Origin of the sequence: Streptomyces sp. NPDC058464 (assembly GCF_042721035.1) — a bacterium.
In the GTDB taxonomy this organism is placed as follows: domain Bacteria; phylum Actinomycetota; class Actinomycetes; order Streptomycetales; family Streptomycetaceae; genus Streptomyces.
In genome coordinates, this window is sequence record NZ_JBHXMA010000062.1 from 1 (window position 1) to 18490 (window position 18490).

General features: G+C 68.7%; 16 protein-coding genes and 1 tRNA gene. 13 read left to right on the forward strand and 4 right to left on the reverse strand.

Annotated features, from left to right (window positions below; translation table 11 throughout):
- Positions 1–225 precede the first annotated feature (225 nt).
- Complete coding sequence (locus tag ACFWPQ_RS46925; RefSeq protein ID WP_384050006.1) at positions 226–1815, forward strand: MauE/DoxX family redox-associated membrane protein; 1590 nt, start codon at positions 226–228, stop codon at positions 1813–1815.
- 1309 nt (positions 1816–3124) lie between these two features.
- On the opposite strand, the gene ACFWPQ_RS46930 is transcribed toward ACFWPQ_RS46925, so the two are convergent.
- Together ACFWPQ_RS46930 and ACFWPQ_RS46935 are read right to left on the reverse strand one after the other, a co-directional pair.
- Positions 3125–4327, reverse strand: coding sequence for an IS110 family transposase (locus tag ACFWPQ_RS46930; RefSeq protein ID WP_384049920.1), 1203 nt, complete (start codon positions 4325–4327; stop codon positions 3125–3127).
- A 554-nt stretch (positions 4328–4881) separates the two neighbouring features.
- Positions 4882–5622, reverse strand: a complete 741-nt coding sequence (locus tag ACFWPQ_RS46935) for a GntR family transcriptional regulator (protein WP_384049923.1) — start codon at positions 5620–5622, stop codon at positions 4882–4884.
- A 203-nt stretch (positions 5623–5825) separates the two neighbouring features.
- Here ACFWPQ_RS46935 and ACFWPQ_RS46940 point away from each other — a divergent pair, with 203 nt between their 5' ends.
- The 7 genes from ACFWPQ_RS46940 (at position 5826) to ACFWPQ_RS46970 (ending at position 11347) form a co-directional block, all read left to right on the forward strand.
- Positions 5826–6173, forward strand: a complete 348-nt coding sequence (locus tag ACFWPQ_RS46940) for a hypothetical protein (RefSeq protein ID WP_362334287.1) — start codon at positions 5826–5828, stop codon at positions 6171–6173.
- Entirely contained in the window at positions 6173–7495 is a 1323-nt protein-coding gene (locus ACFWPQ_RS46945; RefSeq protein ID WP_384049926.1) for an FtsK/SpoIIIE domain-containing protein, read from the forward strand. Before ACFWPQ_RS46940 ends, ACFWPQ_RS46945 begins: the two co-directional genes overlap by 1 nt.
- Positions 7496–7507: 12 nt before the next feature.
- Positions 7508–7702 carry a hypothetical protein gene (locus ACFWPQ_RS46950; RefSeq protein ID WP_384049928.1) on the forward strand — a complete coding sequence of 65 codons (195 nt, stop codon included), beginning with the start codon at positions 7508–7510 and terminating at the stop codon, positions 7700–7702.
- Between the two features lie 32 nt (positions 7703–7734).
- Positions 7735–8025, forward strand: coding sequence for a hypothetical protein (locus ACFWPQ_RS46955; RefSeq protein ID WP_384049930.1), 291 nt, complete (start codon positions 7735–7737; stop codon positions 8023–8025).
- A gap of 361 nt (positions 8026–8386) precedes the next feature.
- Positions 8387–9760: a replication initiator gene (locus tag ACFWPQ_RS46960; protein ID WP_384049933.1), complete on the forward strand. Its 1374-nt coding sequence runs from the start codon at positions 8387–8389 to the stop codon at positions 9758–9760.
- A complete protein-coding gene (locus tag ACFWPQ_RS46965; RefSeq protein WP_382717422.1) occupies positions 9750–9962 on the forward strand; it encodes a helix-turn-helix transcriptional regulator in 213 nt (70 codons plus the stop codon). The genes ACFWPQ_RS46960 and ACFWPQ_RS46965 overlap by 11 nt, the downstream gene beginning before the upstream one ends.
- A complete protein-coding gene (locus tag ACFWPQ_RS46970; RefSeq protein WP_384049937.1) occupies positions 9959–11347 on the forward strand; it encodes a tyrosine-type recombinase/integrase in 1389 nt (462 codons plus the stop codon). Before ACFWPQ_RS46965 ends, ACFWPQ_RS46970 begins: the two co-directional genes overlap by 4 nt.
- 82 nt (positions 11348–11429) lie before the next feature.
- Here the strand turns inward: ACFWPQ_RS46970 and ACFWPQ_RS46975 are convergent, their stop codons facing one another.
- Together ACFWPQ_RS46975 and ACFWPQ_RS46980 are read right to left on the reverse strand one after the other, a co-directional pair.
- Entirely contained in the window at positions 11430–12134 is a 705-nt protein-coding gene (locus ACFWPQ_RS46975; RefSeq protein ID WP_384049940.1) for a hypothetical protein, read from the reverse strand.
- Between the two features lie 505 nt (positions 12135–12639).
- Positions 12640–12711: transfer RNA gene (locus ACFWPQ_RS46980), tRNA-Arg, on the reverse strand.
- 60 nt (positions 12712–12771) lie between these two features.
- Here ACFWPQ_RS46980 and ACFWPQ_RS46985 point away from each other — a divergent pair.
- The 5 genes from ACFWPQ_RS46985 to thrC all read left to right on the forward strand — a co-directional run bounded on the left by ACFWPQ_RS46985 (position 12772) and on the right by thrC (position 18398).
- Entirely contained in the window at positions 12772–13335 is a 564-nt protein-coding gene (locus tag ACFWPQ_RS46985) for a response regulator (protein WP_384050009.1), read from the forward strand.
- Positions 13336–13508: 173 nt separating this feature from the next.
- Entirely contained in the window at positions 13509–14495 is a 987-nt protein-coding gene (nrtL, locus tag ACFWPQ_RS46990; protein WP_384049942.1) for an ArgS-related anticodon-binding protein NrtL, read from the forward strand.
- Positions 14496–14514: 19 nt separating this feature from the next.
- On the forward strand, positions 14515–15906 hold the full coding sequence (gene lysA / locus ACFWPQ_RS46995) for a diaminopimelate decarboxylase (RefSeq protein ID WP_384049945.1): 1392 nt from the start codon (positions 14515–14517) through the stop codon (positions 15904–15906).
- 134 nt (positions 15907–16040) lie between these two features.
- Positions 16041–17333, forward strand: a complete 1293-nt coding sequence (locus tag ACFWPQ_RS47000) for a homoserine dehydrogenase (protein ID WP_361290199.1) — start codon at positions 16041–16043, stop codon at positions 17331–17333.
- A gap of 6 nt (positions 17334–17339) precedes the next feature.
- Positions 17340–18398, forward strand: a complete 1059-nt coding sequence (thrC, locus tag ACFWPQ_RS47005; protein WP_384049949.1) for a threonine synthase — start codon at positions 17340–17342, stop codon at positions 18396–18398.
- Positions 18399–18490 lie beyond the last annotated feature (92 nt).

Genomic DNA, 18490 nt, shown 5'->3' on the forward strand with positions numbered 1-18490 from the left:
GCAGCCAACACCGGGGAATGACCAACATCAACTGACGCAGTGGGGGTCACTTTTCATCCGTCGGATATGGGTCACGATTCACGCGCCGCCGACACCGACGAGGGTCTGGAAGAAAAAGGGCCGCCGGGGCTGCGCACCACCGGTATCTGCCATCCGGATCACCGCTTGGCCGGCGGCGACGGCCAAGCCGGGTAAAGGGGGGGAGCCGTGCAGCTAGCGTGGCTCGTGCTCATTGGGCGGCTGGCCCTTGCCAGCGTGTTCCTGCTCGCTGGTCTCACCAAGCTGGTCGATCGGCCCGGGGCACGCGAGGCGACGCGAGCCTTCGGGGTGCCGCCGGTCCTGTCCAAGGTGGTCGGGACGGTGCTGCCACTGGCTGAGTTAGCAGTCGTAGTGATGTTGCTGCCCGCGGCCTCCGCTTACTGGGGGGCGCTTGGCACATTGGGACTACTCCTCGTGTTCAGTGTTGCTATTGCGGCCTCCCTGGTCCGGGGACAACGACCAGAGTGCCATTGCTTCGGTCAGCTCCATTCTGCGCCGGTGGGGTGGAGGGCGTTGACCCGCAACCTGGGGTTGGCCGCACTTGCGGGGTTTGTGGTGTTGGTCGGCGGGCAGGAACGTGGGCTTAGCGCGGTGGCCTGGCTGGGCCATCTGACCGTTGGTGAGACTGCAGGCCTCGGTGTCACGTCCGTGGTAATGGTGGCCGGGGCGGTGGAGGGCTGGTTTTTGGTGCATCTGCTGCGCCAGCACGGGCGAATCCTGTTGCGCTTGGAGGCCCTGGAAGCCGGGCGCCCGCACCCCGCACGGCCGACAGCACCGTCTAACCCATCCGTGCTCGGGCTGCCTATCGGCAGCGCCGCTCCGGAGTTCGCGCTGCCCAGGCTGCACGGAGAGACGCTGACGCTGGGCGCCTTACGTGCCAACGGCAAGCCGGTCCTGTTGCTGTTCACCGATGCGGGATGCGGGCCCTGCACCGCGCTCCTGCCCGAGATCGGCCGCTGGCAAAGCGCGCATGCCCCCACGCTGACGATCGCTGTCGTGGGCAGCGGGAAAACCGATGAACTTGACGCGAAGGCCCGCAAGCACGGAATCGCCAATGTGCTGGTCCAACAGGCGCACGAGGTCGCGGAGGCCTACCAGTATGCGGGCACGCCGGGGGCGGTGGCGGTGAGCCCTGACGGCCTGATCGCCAGTGAGATCGCCGCGGGCGCCGACGCGATCCGCCAGCTCGTTCGCGACCTCACCAGCAGGACGAATCCCCCCACACCGCTTGAACTAGAGCTACGCCCCCCCAACGACAACGGAGCACCTCCCAGGCCCCAGGTCTCCGGCTTGCCGCTAGGAACACCAGCCCCGAGGCTCACCCTGCCCGATCTCGAAGGCAACAGCATCAAGCTGGCCGACCCCCGGGGCCGCGCCACCGTGGTGCTCTTTTGGAATCCGGCCTGCGGCTTCTGTCAGGCCATGCTCCCAGACCTTAGGGCGTGGGAGGCTGCGGCTCCGGAGGAGAGCCCGCGCCTCCTGGTGGTCTCCACCGGCGACCGGGAGACTAACCGGGCGCTGGGCCTGCGCTCGACGATCCTCCTCGATGGCACCAGCGAGGCCAGCAAGGCCTTCGCCGCACCCGGCACGCCCATGGGGGTGCTGATCGACCAGGAGGGACGTATTGCGTCCCCGCTGGCAATCGGCGCCCCCGCCGTGCTCGCCCTGGCCGCCAGCCCACCCTCCGCGCCCGCGACCAGCCGATGGGCCATGGCCGGAGACCCGAGCCCATCCCAACAGTTGCAAGCGGGCCATGATGAGTCACCGCTTCGATGACCTAGCCAAGGCTGCGGCGGGCCAAGGCAGCCTTCCTCGCCGCCGACTTCTCCGCCTGGCGGTGGGCGCTGGTATCGGCGCCGCCGTGACACCGCTTTCCCCGGACGAGGCAATCGCGGCTAAACCACCACCCAAATTGCCAGGCAAGTGTAAAAGAGCGCGCGACTGCCCACGCAACCATATTTGTAAGAAAAAGCGGTGCGTGTGCGCACCAGGACATGAAGCCTGTGAATATGGAGTTATTCCAATATGCTGCAACGCTGGAGATAAGTGCCTGCCTGATGATGGTGGCGCTATCTCTATTTGCTGCGATCCAGGTGATGTTTGCGACGGAACGTGTTGCTTCGATCCAGACAAGAAGTGTTGCAGCGGCGACTGCTGTGGGCCGCCACCTTTCACCTGTTGCGACGGAAGTTGCGTCAACATCGACGTCGACGACAACCATTGCGGTGCCTGCGGTAACGCTTGCACAGGGGGTAAGACGTGCAACGGGTTCGGCACGTGTACCTGCCCCACCGATTTCGATCCGTGCGGCGGTGTGTGCTGCGACACCAGTAAGTGTCAAACTTGTCAGAACGGTATATGCGTCAATAAGTGTCCGGAGGGGGCAACGTGCCTCAATGGAGAGTGCGCCTGTGTCAATAACAACATGCGTTACCCGTTGACATCTGCGGCAGTTTGGGCCTCTTTCACTTCTCCGGTTTGCGGTACGCAATGCTGCGGCGAGTGTGCAAGGTGTGACAATAATCAATGTGTTCCGTGTCACCCAGATGAGGTGTGCGTTGGGGGGCAATGTGTATGCCCGAGCGGGCAAGCGAAGTGCCATAACATCTGTATTCCCAGTACATGGGAGTGCTGCCCGAGCCCGAATTGGGGTGTCGGCTGGTGCAGGCCACCGGCGCACTGCACTTCCTGCCCTGGCAGTGGCCGAGACTACGGAACCTGTATCAATAACGGGTACTACTGTTGCTCGGGTTCGAATGGAAACATCGCTGTGTGCACCGATGGCACCCCCATCAGCCAGTGCTGCGGCACATGACCCCGTGGGCACCACTCCAACGGTTTCTCGATCGAATGGAGCGGGCCTTGGCCAGCAGGTCGCGGCCCACGTAGCGGCGAGCCACGGTCCACTCATATTTCTGAACTGGTCACACTGGCGCGGCAGACGCCAGGTCGTCGCCCGCCACTGCCACTATCGGCGACGACTCCACTCGTTGGAGGGGGGCGGCAAGGTCCATGCCCCACGAAATCGGCCACCTCGTAATGCATAACGAGCAGGATCCAGGTCGGTGGAGTCTCAATGACGCAGTCAAGCCGCTTGCGCGACCGGTGGGGCGGAGGTGAAGACCCGGTTGTCGCGCAGGAGAGCCCACAGGACGCTCGCTCGTCGGCGGGCGAGGGCGATGACGGCCTGAACATGCTTGCAGCCCTCGCCGCGCTTCTTGAGGTAGAAGTCACGATTCGGTCCCTCGCGCATCATGCTGGTCTGCGCGGACAGGTAGAAGACCCGTCGCAGGCGGCGGCTGTACCGCTTGGGCCGGTGGAGGTTGCCGGTGCGGCGGCCGGAGTCGCGTGGCACGGGCACCAGTCCCGCCGCGGAGGCCAGATGGCCGGCGTCCGCGTAGGCCGAGAGATCGCCTGCGGCGACGACGAACTCGGCCCCGAGAATCGGCCCCATGCCGGGCAGCGACTCGATGATCGCAGCCTGCGGGTGAGCCCGGAACGTCTCGCCTATCTGGCGGTCTACACGCTTGAGCCGGTCGTCCAGGGCCAGAATCTGCGCGGCGAGGTCGGCAACGATCTGCGCGGCGACGTCCTCACCGGGCAGGGCGGTGTGCTGGGCCTCGGCGGCCTCCAACGCAGTGGCCGCAACCGCGTCGGCACCGCGCACATTCCGGTTGGCCAGCCAGGCGGTCAGCCTGGCCTGGCCCCGGCGGCGGACAGCCGCCGGCGTTTGGTATCCGGTCAGCAGCACCATGGCGCCCTTGTGGGCGGAGTAGTCGAAGGCCCGCTCCAGCGCCGGGAAGATTCCGGTCAGTACGTCACGGAGCCGGTTGATCATCCGCACCCGGTCGGCCACGAGGTCGGTGCGGTGGGCGGTCAGCAGTGCGAGGTCGGCGGCGAGCTGGGCGGGCACGTCGATCGTGGTGAAGTCCCGGCGGTGGCGGGCGGTTTCGGCGATGACGTAGGCGTCGCGGGCGTCGGTCTTGGCCTCGCCCCGATAGGCCCCGGACATGCGGTTGACAGTGCGGCCGGGCACGTAGACGGTCTGCTGGCCGTGAGCCGCGAGCAGGGCCAGCAGCAGGGCGGAGGACGTCCCGGAGATGTCCACCGCCCAGTGGACCTCTTCTGCCAGGTCGAGAATCTCGCCGAGCGCGGTCAGGATCGCCGACTCGTCGTTGTCGACCTTCTTCGACCACAAGGTCGCTCCGGTCTCGTCGACCACCGCCGCCCAGTGGTGGCCCTTGCCCGCGTCGATGCCGGCCCAGACCTGGGCCTGCCGATTGCTCACTCGCCCCTCCTCGTTCCGCACAGCGTGCCGGCGGCCCGAGGAACACCCCGCTGTCCGCTCCGTAATCAGCGACCGCACATGGCGCGCACATCTCAATCAGCAGCCAGGGCGCCCCGGAGAGTCGGGCGGCCACTCCTTGGAAGCCACTCAAGGCAAGCAGACATCAGCCACACCCGGCCCTCCCGGGCCGCCTAACAACTTACGGAGCGGCTTTGGGGTGGCGCTGCTTTGGCGCGAGTGATCATGGCCCCGTAAGCTTGCGGCGCGTCGGGCAGTCTGTGGACCTGCCCGGTAAAGCACGACGTTGGGGCCATGGTCTTCGAGGCTCGCGCCAAAGTGGCTCCGTAAAGCCGTGGAGCCGACCGCCCCAGCCACGATGTACCCCTCCTTTTCTGGCATCAGGTGGCTGATTGCTCCGTGCGCGGTGCGGGCGCCGGCCGGGCTGGAGCGGGGCGGAGACAGGAGCGCAGGCCCGGACGGGGGCCGGGCCGCGCACGGGGAGCGGAGCGAGCCGCCTTGATCACGTGAAGAAAGTCTGAGCCACCAGGGTCTGGCTACAGCCTGAACGACAGTTCCAATTCATCGCCCGGTAGGTGGAACTCCTCCAGGGCCAAGGGCTTGTCGGCCACCGTGAGCGTCACGCGCAGGACATGGAGAAGCGGCACCCCGTCCGCGAGCCGGAGGGCCTGGGCCTGGTCTGGCAGAGGCATGCGGGTGCGGACGTACTCCGTGAAGTGGAGTTCGTGCCCTAGGTCGGCGAGGGCGGCGTAGAGCTCCGGCGCCGGCGGTGGGGCTTCCTCCTCGTACTTGGTGTCTAGGAGGACGGAGAACGGCACGTAGGTCCGGTGGAGTTGGCGGAGGTGGCCGTTGTCGGCCGTCTGTAGGGCGTCGTACGTGAACATCGGCTCGCCCGGCGGGATGCGGAGTAGGTCCGCCAGGGCCAACGGGGCGTCGGTCCGGGTGGCTACCGGTGGCTCGGCGTCGGTCCAGCGGATGCCGTCGGCCTCGATGTAGCGGCCGTCCGAGGCTCGGCGTACGCCGCGCGGGCGGGTGAGGCCGGGGCGGCTGTGGGGGGAGCGGGCGAAGGTGCCGCGGCCCATGATGGCTTCGACGAGACCGGATGCCCTCAGCTCGGCCAGGCCCTGACGGACTGTGGGGCGCGTCACGCCGAACTGCTTTGCCAACGCCTCCTCGGACGGGAGCGGTTGGCCGGCCGGGAAGGTGCCGTCCAGGATGCCATCGCGCAGGTAGTCGGCGATTTGCCGGTACTTCGGCTGCGTGTTCTTCGGCGGCATGCGGGCCCTCCGTGGCCGTGGCTTCTGCGGCTGTTCGTTGCTGTGGACGGCTTGCCCACGATCGTGGGCAGTTTCTCGTATCGCTAGGTCGGTTGACAACCCGTACTACGGGTCGGCAATCTGGTCTGCGTCACCCGTACTACGGGTGGTCTAGCAACCCGCAGGATCGGCCTGCGGGTGCCAGAGATGAGGAGAGACGATCAGTGGCAAGCCTTCCGATCGACACCGCGAAGTTCACGGGGATCATCTGCGCAGTGCCCCCGGCTCCGCGGGTCGCCAACCGAGAGACCGGTCAGTTGCGGGTCGACCGCGAGACCGGCAAGACCATGTACCAGGTCGGCCTGTGCCTGATGGCCGGGGCGTCGGCCGACGTCGTCAACGTGAGCGTGGCCGGTGAGCCGACCGGTGTGCAGCTCGGCATGCCGGTGGCCGTGCGGGACCTGGTCGCCACGCCGTGGGAGAACGAGGGGCGGCACGGGATCGCGTTCCGTGCGGCGGAGATCCGGCCCCTGAGCGCTCCCGCTCCGGCGGGCAAGGGGGCCGGGCAGTGATGAGACTGGCCTCCTCCACCACATCGGCCGGTGCGACCGGGCCGAGTTGGGTGCTGTTGGTGGCCGCAGTGCTGGTGTCGGGTCTGCTTCTGGCGGGCCCGGCCCTGCGCCGCCGTCATCCCGTCGCCTGGTGGCTGTTACTCGGCTTTCCGGTCGCCGCCTTCCGTGTCATGCGGACCTGGCGGCTGCTGATGGCCGGGTGCGGGCTCGCTGTGAGCCGACGACCGGCGCTTACGGTCGTCTCCGGGCTCGTCGGCAACGGCGCGCCTCCGCCACAGCCGCGTGTGCCGCGTCGCGGTCTCATACGCCCGACCTCCGGCGGCTTCGTGTTGCTGGTCCGGCTGTTACCGGGGCAGGTGCCCGAGGACTTCGTCAAGGCAGCGCCGGCCATGGCGGAGGGCTGGGAGGTGCACGCGGTGCGGGTGACCTCCTGGAAGCCAGGGGTCGTGCGGATCGTCGCGTCGGCGTCCGATCCGCTGGCCGCTCCGCGGGTGCCGAAGCAGCGGGGTCCTGGCCATCTGCTCCGGGTGGCCGTGGGCGTGCTGGAGACCGGGGCCGCGTGGGTGGTCGACCTGCGGCGCGTGCCGCACTGGCTGATTGTGGGGGCAACCCGTTCCGGCAAGTCGACACTGATCAACGCGCTCGTGGCGGGCCTCGCCCCGCAGCATGTCGCCTTGGTCGGGATCGACTGCAAGGGCGGCATGGAACTGTCCCTCTACGAGCCGCGGTTGTCTGCTCTCGCGACCAACCGTGAGCAGGCGGTCAGGCTGTTGGCCGCGCTGGTGGATCTGACCCTCGATCGCATGAGCGTGTGCCGGGCGGCACGGGTCCGAAACGTCTGGGGGCTGCCGGACAAGGATCGCCCGGTCCCCATCGTCGTGATCGTCGACGAGATCGCGGAACTGTTCCTCGTCGCGAGCCGTAGTGAGAAGGACGAAGCGCAGGCGGGCGGTACGGCGCTCATCCGGCTGGCACAGCTCGGCGCGGCACTCGGGGTGTTCCTCGTCGTCGCCGGCCAACGCGTCGGCTCCGACCTGGGCCCCGGGGTTACCGCCTTGCGGGCACAGCTCGGCGGCCGGGTCTGTCACCGCGTGGCCGATCCCGGAACAGCCGAAATGGCGCTCGGTGACCTCAACCCCGATGCCCTGAAGGCGGCGCAGGCCATCACGCCTGAGCAGGCCGGCACTGCCGTCCTCGCTTCTGATGACGGCTGGGAACGCGCCCGTTCGCACCTGATCACCGAGGCGGAAGCGGAAGCCGTCGCCGCCGAGTACGCGCACCTGACTCCCGTCCTGTCCGAGCTGCACGTCGAAGCGCGGTGAAAGGGGACTGCCGTGCTGGTGTCCATGTCCGCCGTTCTCCTGCTGGGCCTGCTGATCTGGTTCCTGCTGCGCATCCGGTACCTGCGGTGGGCCGACGCGCTGCTCTGCGGAGCCTTCGGCTTCCTGCTCTCCAAGACCGTGGCCGCGCCGTTCGCTCAGGCCTTCCTCGACGGCGTGAACGGCTTCCTCGGCCAACTCCCCTTCTGAAAGCACCCGTTGGGAAGAGAAGGGGACTTCCTGTGTCCAAGTACGTCATCCGCTCCGGTGACCGGGCCGCGTTCATCGCCGGCCTTCGGGAGCTGGCGGACTTCCTGACCGCCAACCCCGCTGTCCTCGTCCCGCGCAACGCGTCCTTCGGCGTCTTCGTCGACGCGTCCGACGCCGCAGCTCGCAGGGAGGGCGCAGAGCACGTCGCCGCACCCCTCGGCATGCCCGTCGAGGACATCGGCGAGGGCTACTACGACGCACGCCGTGACTTCGGTCCGATCGCGTACAGCGTCATCGCGATACCGCCCAAGGAACGGCAGTGATCGCCCGTACAACGGGCTCCCGACGGGGCGCGAAGTCGCCAAACCCGACCCCGCCAGGAACCCACTCCATCCGCCACGTGAGCAGTGAAAGGAGCACTCACACTTTGTCCACTGCGCATCATTCGCGCAAATCTCCGCTGCCCGACTGCGACCTGAAGGGAGACGACCCCGGGGTCTCGACCTGCGAGGGATCCGAACGTGTCGTCCTAGTCGGGCTCGACGACACTGAGCAGCACATGTGCCCGGCGCACGCCGCCGCGGTCTGGCTTACCGATCCGACATTCCGGTTCAGCGCCAAGACTCGGCCGGAGGCAATCTCTGCCGTGATGCGGCACGCGTTCGGTGGGGGCGGTGGTCGACGATGACCACGACCCTCGTGCCGGGCAGCGCTGCCGCTCTGGTCGCCAGGGCCTCGGAACCCGAGTTCGCCGCCTGGCGCCGGAACATCGTCCGCCTCGGCGGTTGCACCAACCCGATCCACCTGGTCGGCACGGCGACCGTCTTCGACACGACCACGGGCGCGGCTCTGCACTCGTACGGGTCGGACATCTACGGCGGTCGCCTGCTCACCGCGTGCGGCAATCGGCGGGCGACGGTCTGTCCGGCCTGCTCGGCGCTGTACCGGGCGGACACGTACCAACTTGTGCGTGCCGGACTCGTCGGCGGCAAGAACGTCAACGAGGCGGTGAGCGGGCACCCGCGTGTGTTCGCCACGCTCACCGCTCCTGGCTTCGGCCCGGTGCACACTCGGCGGGAACGCGATGGGCTCGTACGGGCCTGTCGTCCCCGACGGACGGGGGAGTGCTGCCCGCACGGGCGGCCGGTCGGATGCCGTACGCGCCACGCGGCCGACGATCCTCGCCTCGGCGAACCGCTCTGCTCGCGCTGCTACGACTACGCGGGCGCCGTCCTCTGGCACGCGTTCGCCGGTCGGCTCTGGCATCGGTTCGGGCCGGAGCTGCGGCGGGAGGTTGCTCGGCGGGCCGGTCTGTCGCGTACGGAGTTCGGGGAAGTCGCCCGACTCTCGTACGCGAAGGTCGCCGAGTATCAGCGGCGGGGCCTGGTCCACTTCCATGGGGTGATCCGCCTCGACGGAGCGGCCGGGCCCGACTCACCTCCGCCGGACTGGGCGACTACGGCGCTGTTGGCGGAGGCCGTTCCGGTGGTGGCTGGTCGGGTGCGGCTCGCGGCCCCGGGCGCGGGCATCGTCGGTCCGCGGGAGCTGCGTTTCGGCGGGCAGGTCGACGTACGGCCCGTCGCCTCGTACCGAGCGGATGCGGGGGAGCGGCCCACCTCCGCGGGGGCCGTCGCGGGTTACCACGCCAAGTACGCGACGAAGGGAGCGGAGTCCGCCGGCGCGGTGGACGGCCGGATCTACGACGCGCGGGGCATGGTCATGCTGCCCGTCCGGGCGCACGTGCTGCGCATGATCGGCACGTGTTGGTGGCTGGGTGGCCTGGCGGAGTTCGAGTCGCTCGGGCTTCGTCGCTGGGCGCACATGCTCGGGTACGGCGGCCACTTCTCCAGCAAGTCGCGGCGCTACTCGACCACGCTGACCGCTCTCCGGCAGGCCCGTGCCGATCACCGTGCGGAGCAGCAGCGGACCTTCCTGGGTCTGGCTGACGTCGCGACCGTCACGGTTGGCCAGTGGCGTTATGCGGGGCGCGGCTACTCGCCAGCGGGGGAGCTCCTGGCCGCTTCGGTGCGGGAGGGCGGTGGTCGTCGTGGGGCGTGACAGCCGTGCGAAGACGGGCGAACTGCTCACCGTTCGGCAGGTGCTCGACGAACTGGGCGGCATCTCCCGACGCACCTTCTACCGCTGGCGGGAACTGCGCATCGCCCCTGCCTGCATCCGGCTGCCGAACGGGGAGCTCCGGGTTCGGCGGGACGTGCTGAACGACTGGTTGGAGGAGCGTGCGGAGGGGGCCGCGTCGTGAAGTCGTACAAGGTCGTCATCTGGAAGCTGAGCATCAACCGCTCCGCGAAGAAACCGACGTACCTCGTCCGCTGGTCCGTGGACGGCGAGCCGTTCCACGAGTCACACAAGACCAAGGCGCTCGCCGATCGCTTCCGGGCGAAGCTGCTTCAGGCGGCGGACAAGGGCGAGCCTTTCGATACGGTGACCGGTCTGCCCGACTCCCTGCGCGGGGGCAAGGTTGCTCTGTCCCTGCTCGAACTGGCGCTGAAGTACATCAATGCCCGGTGGCCGGAGGCGTCGGCGAAGCAGCGGGACAGCATGACCGATGCCCTGGCAACGGTCATGCCTGCGCTGGTCAAATCGGTCCGTGGGCGTCCTACCCCGGCCGATCTACGGCGGGCACTGCGCTCATACGTCCTGCCTCCGCCTCGGAGGGAGCGGGAGCGGCCCGAGGAGATCGCGGCAGCAGCGAAATGGATCGAGAAAGCGTCGCTGCCGGTGGCTGAGCTCCAGGAGATCACCCGCGTGCGCGACCTGATCGACGTGCTCACGCGGAAGCTCGACGGTAAGCCTGCGGCGACGCAGACGTACCGTCGGCGGCGTGCGGTGGTCTTCAACGTTCTCGAATATGGCGTTGAGCTGGAGGTGCTGCCTTCGAACCCACTGAGCCGAGTGCGGCGTAAGAGGGGGAAGCGAGCGGTGCAGGAGGTTGACCGTCGGGTGGTGGTCAACCCTCGGCAGGCGCGGGAGCTGCTGGCGGCCGTCACATACGTCGGTGGCTACGACCGGGCGAGCGGCCGGCGGTTACGGGCGTTCTTCGGCTGCCTGTACTACGCGGCCATGCGCCCCGGCGAGGCGCTCGGGCTGCGCCTCTCGGACTGCACGCTGCCGGAAAAGGGCTGGGGTCGAATCGACCTGGCCGAGACCCGGCCCACCGCCGGTAAGGCGTGGACCGACTCCGGCGAGGCGCACGACCGGCGCGGCCTGAAGCAGCGGGCTGACGGCGAGGTTCGCATCGTGCCGATACCGCCCCCGCTCGTGCGGATGCTTCAGGACCACATCAAGGAGTTCGGTACCGCGGACGACGGTCGGCTGTTCTCCAGCGAGCGGGGCAACGTGATCGCCGCTTCGTCGTACTCGCGCGCCTGGAAGCAAGCCCGTGCTCTTGCGTTCCCGCCCGAACAGGTCGCCTCCGTCCTGGCGGCTCGCCCGTACGACCTCCGGCACGCGGGTGTCTCTCAGTGGCTCAACTCGGGCGTTCCTGCCCCGGAGGTGGCCGCTCGCGCTGGCCACTCGGTGGACGTTCTTCTGAAGATCTACGCCAAGTGCATCGACGGCCAAGAGCAGGAGATGAACGACCGGATCCTGAAAGGGCTGGGAGAGGAGGACGACAGCGAAGACTGACTGACATGGCCCACACGCCCTCACGCGAGCCCCGGAGATCCGGGGCTTCGTCATGCCGAAGGCGTGTCGGAATCTCGCGAAACTACCGGCCGCGCTCCACAGGAACTGCCGGCACGCCTGCGGCTCCGGTCAAGGTGGCGGGTTCTATGAGTCCTGCCACTACAGCCTCGATGATGACGTCGTTGGCTATCCGCTCACTCCCCACTCCGGCGATGTAGAGCCGCAAGGACACGACCAGCATGAGAGCCCACCAAGGGGAGTACAGCCAGCTGAGCGCGGCTGCCAGACCTATGAGGGAGTAGGCGACGTTCTTGCGGAACTCGGCCTCGCCCACAGCTCGGTCGTACTCGTTGAACAAGTCGTAGTTGGCGATCAGGAGTTTGATACGGAGTTGCCTGGTCTCGCCAAGAACGTCACGCGCTACAAGGTTGACCAGGCCGCGTTGGCCCTGCTCATGCCGAGGATCTCTGGCTTGTTCTGGTGTCGGTACCAGTACCCGCCCTTGCGCCTGTAGAAAGTGGATCAGGTCATCGAACGCGAGTCTGGACACGCGCGGTCTGAAGGCTGTCTGGATGTTCCTGAGCCACGCCGTCTTGCGCGCTTCCTGCACGTTCACAGTGGCAACTCGGATCATCAACATCGCACCGATGAGGTAGGCGGCAAAGGCTGCGGATGCCAATGCTCCGGCAGTGCCCAGTAAGCCGCTCAGGCGGTACAGCGACGCCCACACGCCATGTGCCTGCTCCCGAGTGGGGACGCGACGCTCCATGATCAGCCAGAGCGTCAAGAGCCATATGCAACCCGCTGACAGTGGCGCCCGGACGTCACGAAGGCCGGGCAGTAAGTTCGCCAGCATCTCGTCTCCTTGATCCAGTGCGCTGGCATGGGACAGCGGGGCCTTGGCGAAGTCCTGAGCGGCCGAGGTCGATGCGTCATGCTGGCAGCGTCGATTGCGTCAAGTGGGTGTGCGGTTGGTCGTTCGCACCCAGGCTCTCGTACCCCGGGACCGTAGATGCGGGCAGCGCGAATACGGAAGTTTGGCTTTGTGGTTCCATGCCTGAGGTTTCACTTGAACTGGGTCGGACGAAGAGACTCGGCCGCCTCCGCAGTGGCAGGGCAAGGGAGGCGAGAAACGGGCGGTGACCTGCCAGAAGGCGCATCAAGATCATTACGTCGTCATTACGTGATCACTGTCATGAGGCTGCATCGAGCCGCATTCGCCTGCACAAACAACAAGACCCCGCACTCAGCAAACGCGCTGATCGCGGGGTCTTTAGGCACCTAATCCAAGGTGCCCCCGGCAGGATTCGAACCTGCGCACACGGCTCCGGAGGCCGTTGCTCTATCCCCTGAGCTACGGGGGCGTCTGGCGTTGAGCTGTTGCTCGCGGCGACGGGTAGAACACTACCAGCTCGGTCGGGGTGATCAGGAACGGGTTTCCGGGGGGTGCTCCCCCGCGCGGGGCGGAAGTCGGGAAAACGCGGACGCGGTGGCCGGTCCGGACCTACTCTCGAGTTGTGCCAGGGGCGTCGGGGCGGGTGCTTGTTGTGGACGACAACAAGGTCATCCGGCAGCTGATCAGGGTCAATCTCGAACTGGAGGGTATCGAGGTCGTGACCGCGGCCGACGGTGCCGAGTGTCTGGATGTCGTTCATCGGGTGCGACCCGATGTGATCACCCTTGATGTCGTCATGCCCCGGCTCGACGGGCTGCGGACCGCCGCCCAGCTCCGTGCCGACCCCCGGACTCACGACCTGCCGCTCGCCATCGTCAGTGCCTGTACGCAGTACGAGGTCGAGACCGGTCTTGACGTCGGCGTCGACGCGTTCCTCGCCAAGCCCTTCGAGCCTGCCGAACTGGTCCAACTGGTACGGGAGTTGATCGAGCGGCGGCGTGCCGGCGGGAGCGGGGCGGGGGAGGAGGAGGGCGTGGGCGACGAGGTCCACTTCTCGGGGGAGCGCGCCGGGGGCAACCCCGCCTATCCGTGACGCCGGCGGATCCGCAGATCTTCCCGGGATCCGCTCGGCCGCCTGTCCGTGATCCCAGCGGCCGCGGTGACGGTCCGAGATCCTCGCGGGCGGGATGACCCACCCGTCCACATCCCGGACCCCGACCCCAACCAACTCGCCTACCCACCCCCCTCCTCCCCTACGCTTGTCCCGTGACCCCCGTCGAGCTCTCCCGTACCGTGCTGCGCGCGGTGCGTCGTGCTGTGGACGACGGGGAGCTCACGGTCGCCGTGCCGGAGTTGCCGGAGCGGGTCGTGGTGACGCCGCCGGGGCCCGGCGGATGCGGGGACTACGCCACCAACATCGCGCTGCAGCTCGCCCGGCCCGCCGGACAGCCGCCGCTGCGGGTCGCCGAGATCCTGCTGCCCCGTCTCGCGGAGTGCGCCGGCGTCGAGGACGTCGTCGTCACCGGGCCGGGGTTTCTCAACATCTCCCTCAGTTCCGCGACCTCGCCGACGGCCACCCTCGTGGCGGAGATCCGCGGGCTCGGGGATGCGTACGGCCACGGTGACGTCCTCGCCGGGCAGGTGGTCGCGCTGCGGGTGCCGTACGACGTCCGGGCCGAGGTCGTCGCCGACGCGGTGGTGAGGATCGTCGCGACGCAGGGCGGCCGCGGTGAGGTCGAGCACGGGGAGCCCGTCAGCCTGCGGCCCGTGCCGGCGCCCGAGGACCCCGCCCCGCTCGGGGCCGACGCCGCCCAGTGGGCGCTGCTGCATCCGGCGGCGCACGACCGGCCGAGGATCACCGCCGACCATCTCGTGCAGCGGGAGAGCAATCCGCTGTTCCGGGTGCGCTACGCGCACGCCCGGGTGCGGTCCGTCGGGCGGGGGGCGGGGCGGCTCGGGTTCGGTGCCGTGCCCGGCGATGTCGCCGACGCCCCGAGCGGCCTGGTCACCGCCCTCGCCGACTACCCCCGCATTCTGACCGGCGCGGCCACCCATCGCGCCCCCGACCGGCTCGCCCGGCATCTCGTCACCGTCGCCGACGCCGTCCTGCCGTTCCTGCCGACCGTGCTGCCCCGTGGCGAGGAGAAACCCTCGGTCGCCCACCGTGCCCGGCTCGCCCTCGCCGAAGCCACCGGGACGGTGCTGGCCGGCGGCCTGTCCCTGCTCGGCATCGACGCACCCGATCACCTCTGAAGAGAGCGCCAGAAGAGCAATGAGCCGTTCCGCACATCCCGCCGGGCCCCGGCACGCCGATGTCCTGCCCGAGGGCCACTACGCCGCTCCGCCCACCGACCTCAACGCCCTCGACCCCAAGGTGTGGGCCCAGACCGTCAGCCGTGACGCCGACGGGGTCGTCTCCGTCGGCGGTGTCGACGTGAAGACCCTCGCCGAGGAGTTCGGCACGCCCGCCTACGTCCTCGACGAGGCCGACTTCCGGGCCCGGGCGCGGGCCTGGCGCACCGCCTTCGGGCCGGACGCCGACGTGTTCTACGCCGGGAAGGCGTTCCTGTCGCGGGCCGTCGTGCGCTGGCTGCACGAGGAAGGGCTCAATCTGGATGTGTGTTCAGGGGGCGAGCTGGCCACCGCCCTGTCCGCGGGCATGCCCGCCGACCGCATCGCCTTCCACGGCAACAACAAGTCCGAGGCGGAGATCCGCAGGGCCGTCGAGGCCGGCGTGGGACGGATCGTGCTCGACTCCTTCCAGGAGATCGTGCGGGTCGCGCACATCGCGCAGGAACTCGGTACGCGGCAGCGGGTGCAGATTCGTATCACCGTGGGTGTCGAGGCGCATACACACGAGTTCATCGCCACCGCCCACGAGGACCAGAAGTTCGGGATCCCGCTGGCCGGCGGGCAGGCCGCGGAGGCCGTGCGGCGGGCGCTGCAGCTGGACGGGCTGGAGCTCATCGGCATCCATTCGCACATCGGGTCGCAGATCTTCGACATGTCGGGGTTCGAGGTCGCCGCGCACCGGGTCGTGGGGCTGCTGAAGGACATCCGGGACGAGCACGGCGTCGAGCTGCCCGAGATCGACCTGGGGGGCGGGCTCGGGATCGCGTACACGAGCGACGACGATCCCCGTGAGCCGCACGAGATCGCCAAGGCGCTCACCGAGATCGTGACGCGGGAGTGCGAGTCCGCCAGGCTGCGGACGCCGCGGATCTCCGTGGAGCCCGGCCGGGCCATCGTCGGGCCGACCGCCTTCACGCTCTACGAGGTCGGCACCATCAAGCCCCTCGACGGGCTGCGGACGTATGTCTCGGTCGACGGGGGCATGTCGGACAACATCCGGACCGCCCTGTACGACGCCGAGTACAGCGTCGCTCTCGTGTCCCGGACCAGCGATGCCGAGCCGATGCTGGCCCGGGTCGTCGGCAAGCACTGCGAGAGCGGGGACATCGTGGTGAAGGACGCGTTCCTGCCGGGCGACCTGGCACCCGGTGACCTCATCGCCGTACCGGCCACCGGCGCCTACTGCCGTTCCATGGCCAGCAACTACAACCACGTGCTGCGGCCGCCGGTCGTCGCGGTGCGGGACGGTGCGGCCCGGGTGATCGTCCGGCGGGAGACGGAGGAGGACCTGCTGCGTCTGGACGTCGGGTGACACGGATGGAAGATCTCCTGTCTGCCATCCTCACAGAATGAAATAGATGTCTCACGATCCGGACGAAGGGTAGAAACTCCCGTCCGGTGAGTGAGACTGGTGCAACCGTAACCGGTATGAGGAAACGAGGTCGGATGATGCGTACGCGTCCGCTGAAGGTGGCGCTGCTGGGCTGTGGGGTTGTCGGCTCAGAGGTGGCGCGCATCATGACGACGCACGCCGACGACCTCGCCCAGCGGATCGGCGCTCCGATCGAGCTGGCCGGTGTCGCCGTACGACGGCCCTCCAGGGTCCGTGAGGGCATCGACCCGAGCCTGGTCACCACCGACGCCACCGCCCTCGTCAAACGCGGCGACATCGATGTGGTGGTGGAGGTCATCGGGGGTATCGAGCCCGCCCGTACCCTCATCACCACCGCCTTCGAGCACGGCGCGTCGGTCGTCTCGGCCAACAAGGCGCTGCTCGCGCAGGACGGCGCCGCCCTGCACGCCGTCGCGGAGCAGCACGGCAAGGACCTCTACTACGAGGCCGCCGTCGCCGGCGCCATCCCGCTGATCCGGCCGCTGCGCGAGTCCCTCGCCGGCGACAAGGTCAACCGGGTGCTCGGGATCGTCAACGGGACGACCAACTTCATCCTCGACAAGATGGACTCGACCGGGGCCGGGTACCAGGAGGCCCTCGACGAGGCCACCGCGCTCGGATACGCGGAAGCCGACCCGACCGCCGACGTGGAGGGCTTCGACGCCGCCGCCAAGGCCGCGATCCTCGCCGGGATCGCCTTCCACTCGCGGGTCCGCCTCGACGACGTCTACCGCGAGGGAATGACCGAGGTCACCGCGGCCGACTTCGCCTCCGCCAAGAACATGGGCTGCACCATCAAGCTGCTCGCCATCTGCGAGCGCGCCGAGGACGGCGGCTCGGTGACGGCCCGCGTGCACCCCGCCATGATTCCGCTGACCCACCCGCTCGCCTCCGTGCGCGGCGCGTACAACGCCGTCTTCGTGGAGTCCGACGCGAGCGGACAGCTGATGTTCTACGGTCCCGGCGCCGGTGGCGCCCCGACCGCCTCCGCGGTCCTCGGCGACCTGGTCGCCGTCTGCCGCAACCGGCTCAGCGGGGCAACGGGGCCCGGCGAGTCGGCGTACGCCGCCCTGCCCGTGTCGCCGATGGGCGATGTCGTCACGCGCTACCACATCAGCCTCGACGTCGCTGACAAACCGGGTGTTCTCGCCCAGGTCGCCACCGTGTTCGCCGAGCACGGGGTTTCCATCGATACGGTGCGGCAGACGGGCAAGGACGGCGAGGCCTCCCTCGTCGTCGTCACCCATCGGGCCTCCGACGCCTCCCTGTCCGGGACCGTCGAGGCGCTGCGCAAGCTCGACACCGTGCGGGGTGTCGCCAGCATCATGCGGGTTGAAGGAGAGTAACCAGCAATGACCCACCAGTGGCGCGGAATCATCGAGGAGTACCGGGACCGACTCCCGGTGTCCGACACCACGCCGGTCGTGACGCTCCGCGAGGGCGGCACGCCCCTCGTGCCCGCGCAGGTGCTCTCCGAGCGCACGGGCTGCGAGGTCCACCTCAAGGTGGAGGGCGCGAACCCGACCGGGTCCTTCAAGGACCGCGGTATGACCATGGCCATCAGCAAGGCCAAGGAGGAGGGCGCGCAGGCGGTCATCTGCGCCTCCACCGGCAACACCTCCGCCTCCGCCGCCGCGTACGCCGTGCGCGCCGGGATGGTCTCCGCCGTGCTCGTGCCGCGGGGCAAGATCGCGCTCGGCAAGATGGGCCAGGCCCTCGTGCACGGCGCGAAGATCCTCCAGGTCGACGGCAACTTCGACGACTGCCTCACCCTCGCCCGCAAGCTGAGCGAGAACTACCCGGTGGCGCTGGTCAATTCGGTCAACCCGGTGCGTATCGAGGGCCAGAAGACGGCCTCCTTCGAGATCGTGGACATGCTCGGCGACGCGCCCGACATCCACGTCCTGCCGGTCGGCAACGCGGGCAACATCACCGCGTACTGGAAGGGCTACAAGGAGTACGCCGCCGACGGCATCGCCGCCAGGACGCCCCGGATGTGGGGTTTCCAGGCCTCCGGCAGCGCCCCGATCGTGCGCGGCGAGATCGTCAAGGACCCCTCGACCATCGCCACCGCGATCCGGATCGGCAACCCCGCCTCCTGGCAGTTCGCGCTCGCGGCCCGGGACGAGTCCGGCGGCTTCATCGACGAGGTGACGGACCGTGAGATCCTGCGCGCCTACCGGCTGTTGGCCGCACAGGAGGGCGTCTTCGTGGAGCCCGCCTCGGCCGCGTCGGTGGCCGGTCTGCTGAAGGCGGCCGAGCAGGGCAAGGTCGACCCCGGCCAGCGCATCGTCTGCACGGTCACCGGCAACGGCCTGAAGGATCCCGACTGGGCCGTCGCCGGCGCCCCGCAGCCGGTCACCGTGCCGGTCGACGCGGCCGCCGCGGCGGAGCGCCTCGGCCTCGCCTAGAGGTCCCGCCCGGAGACCTCGCCTGGAGGTCTCGTCCGGAGGTCCCGCCGGGCAACCGGCGGGCAACCTGTGGCGTCTTGCACAGGGAACTC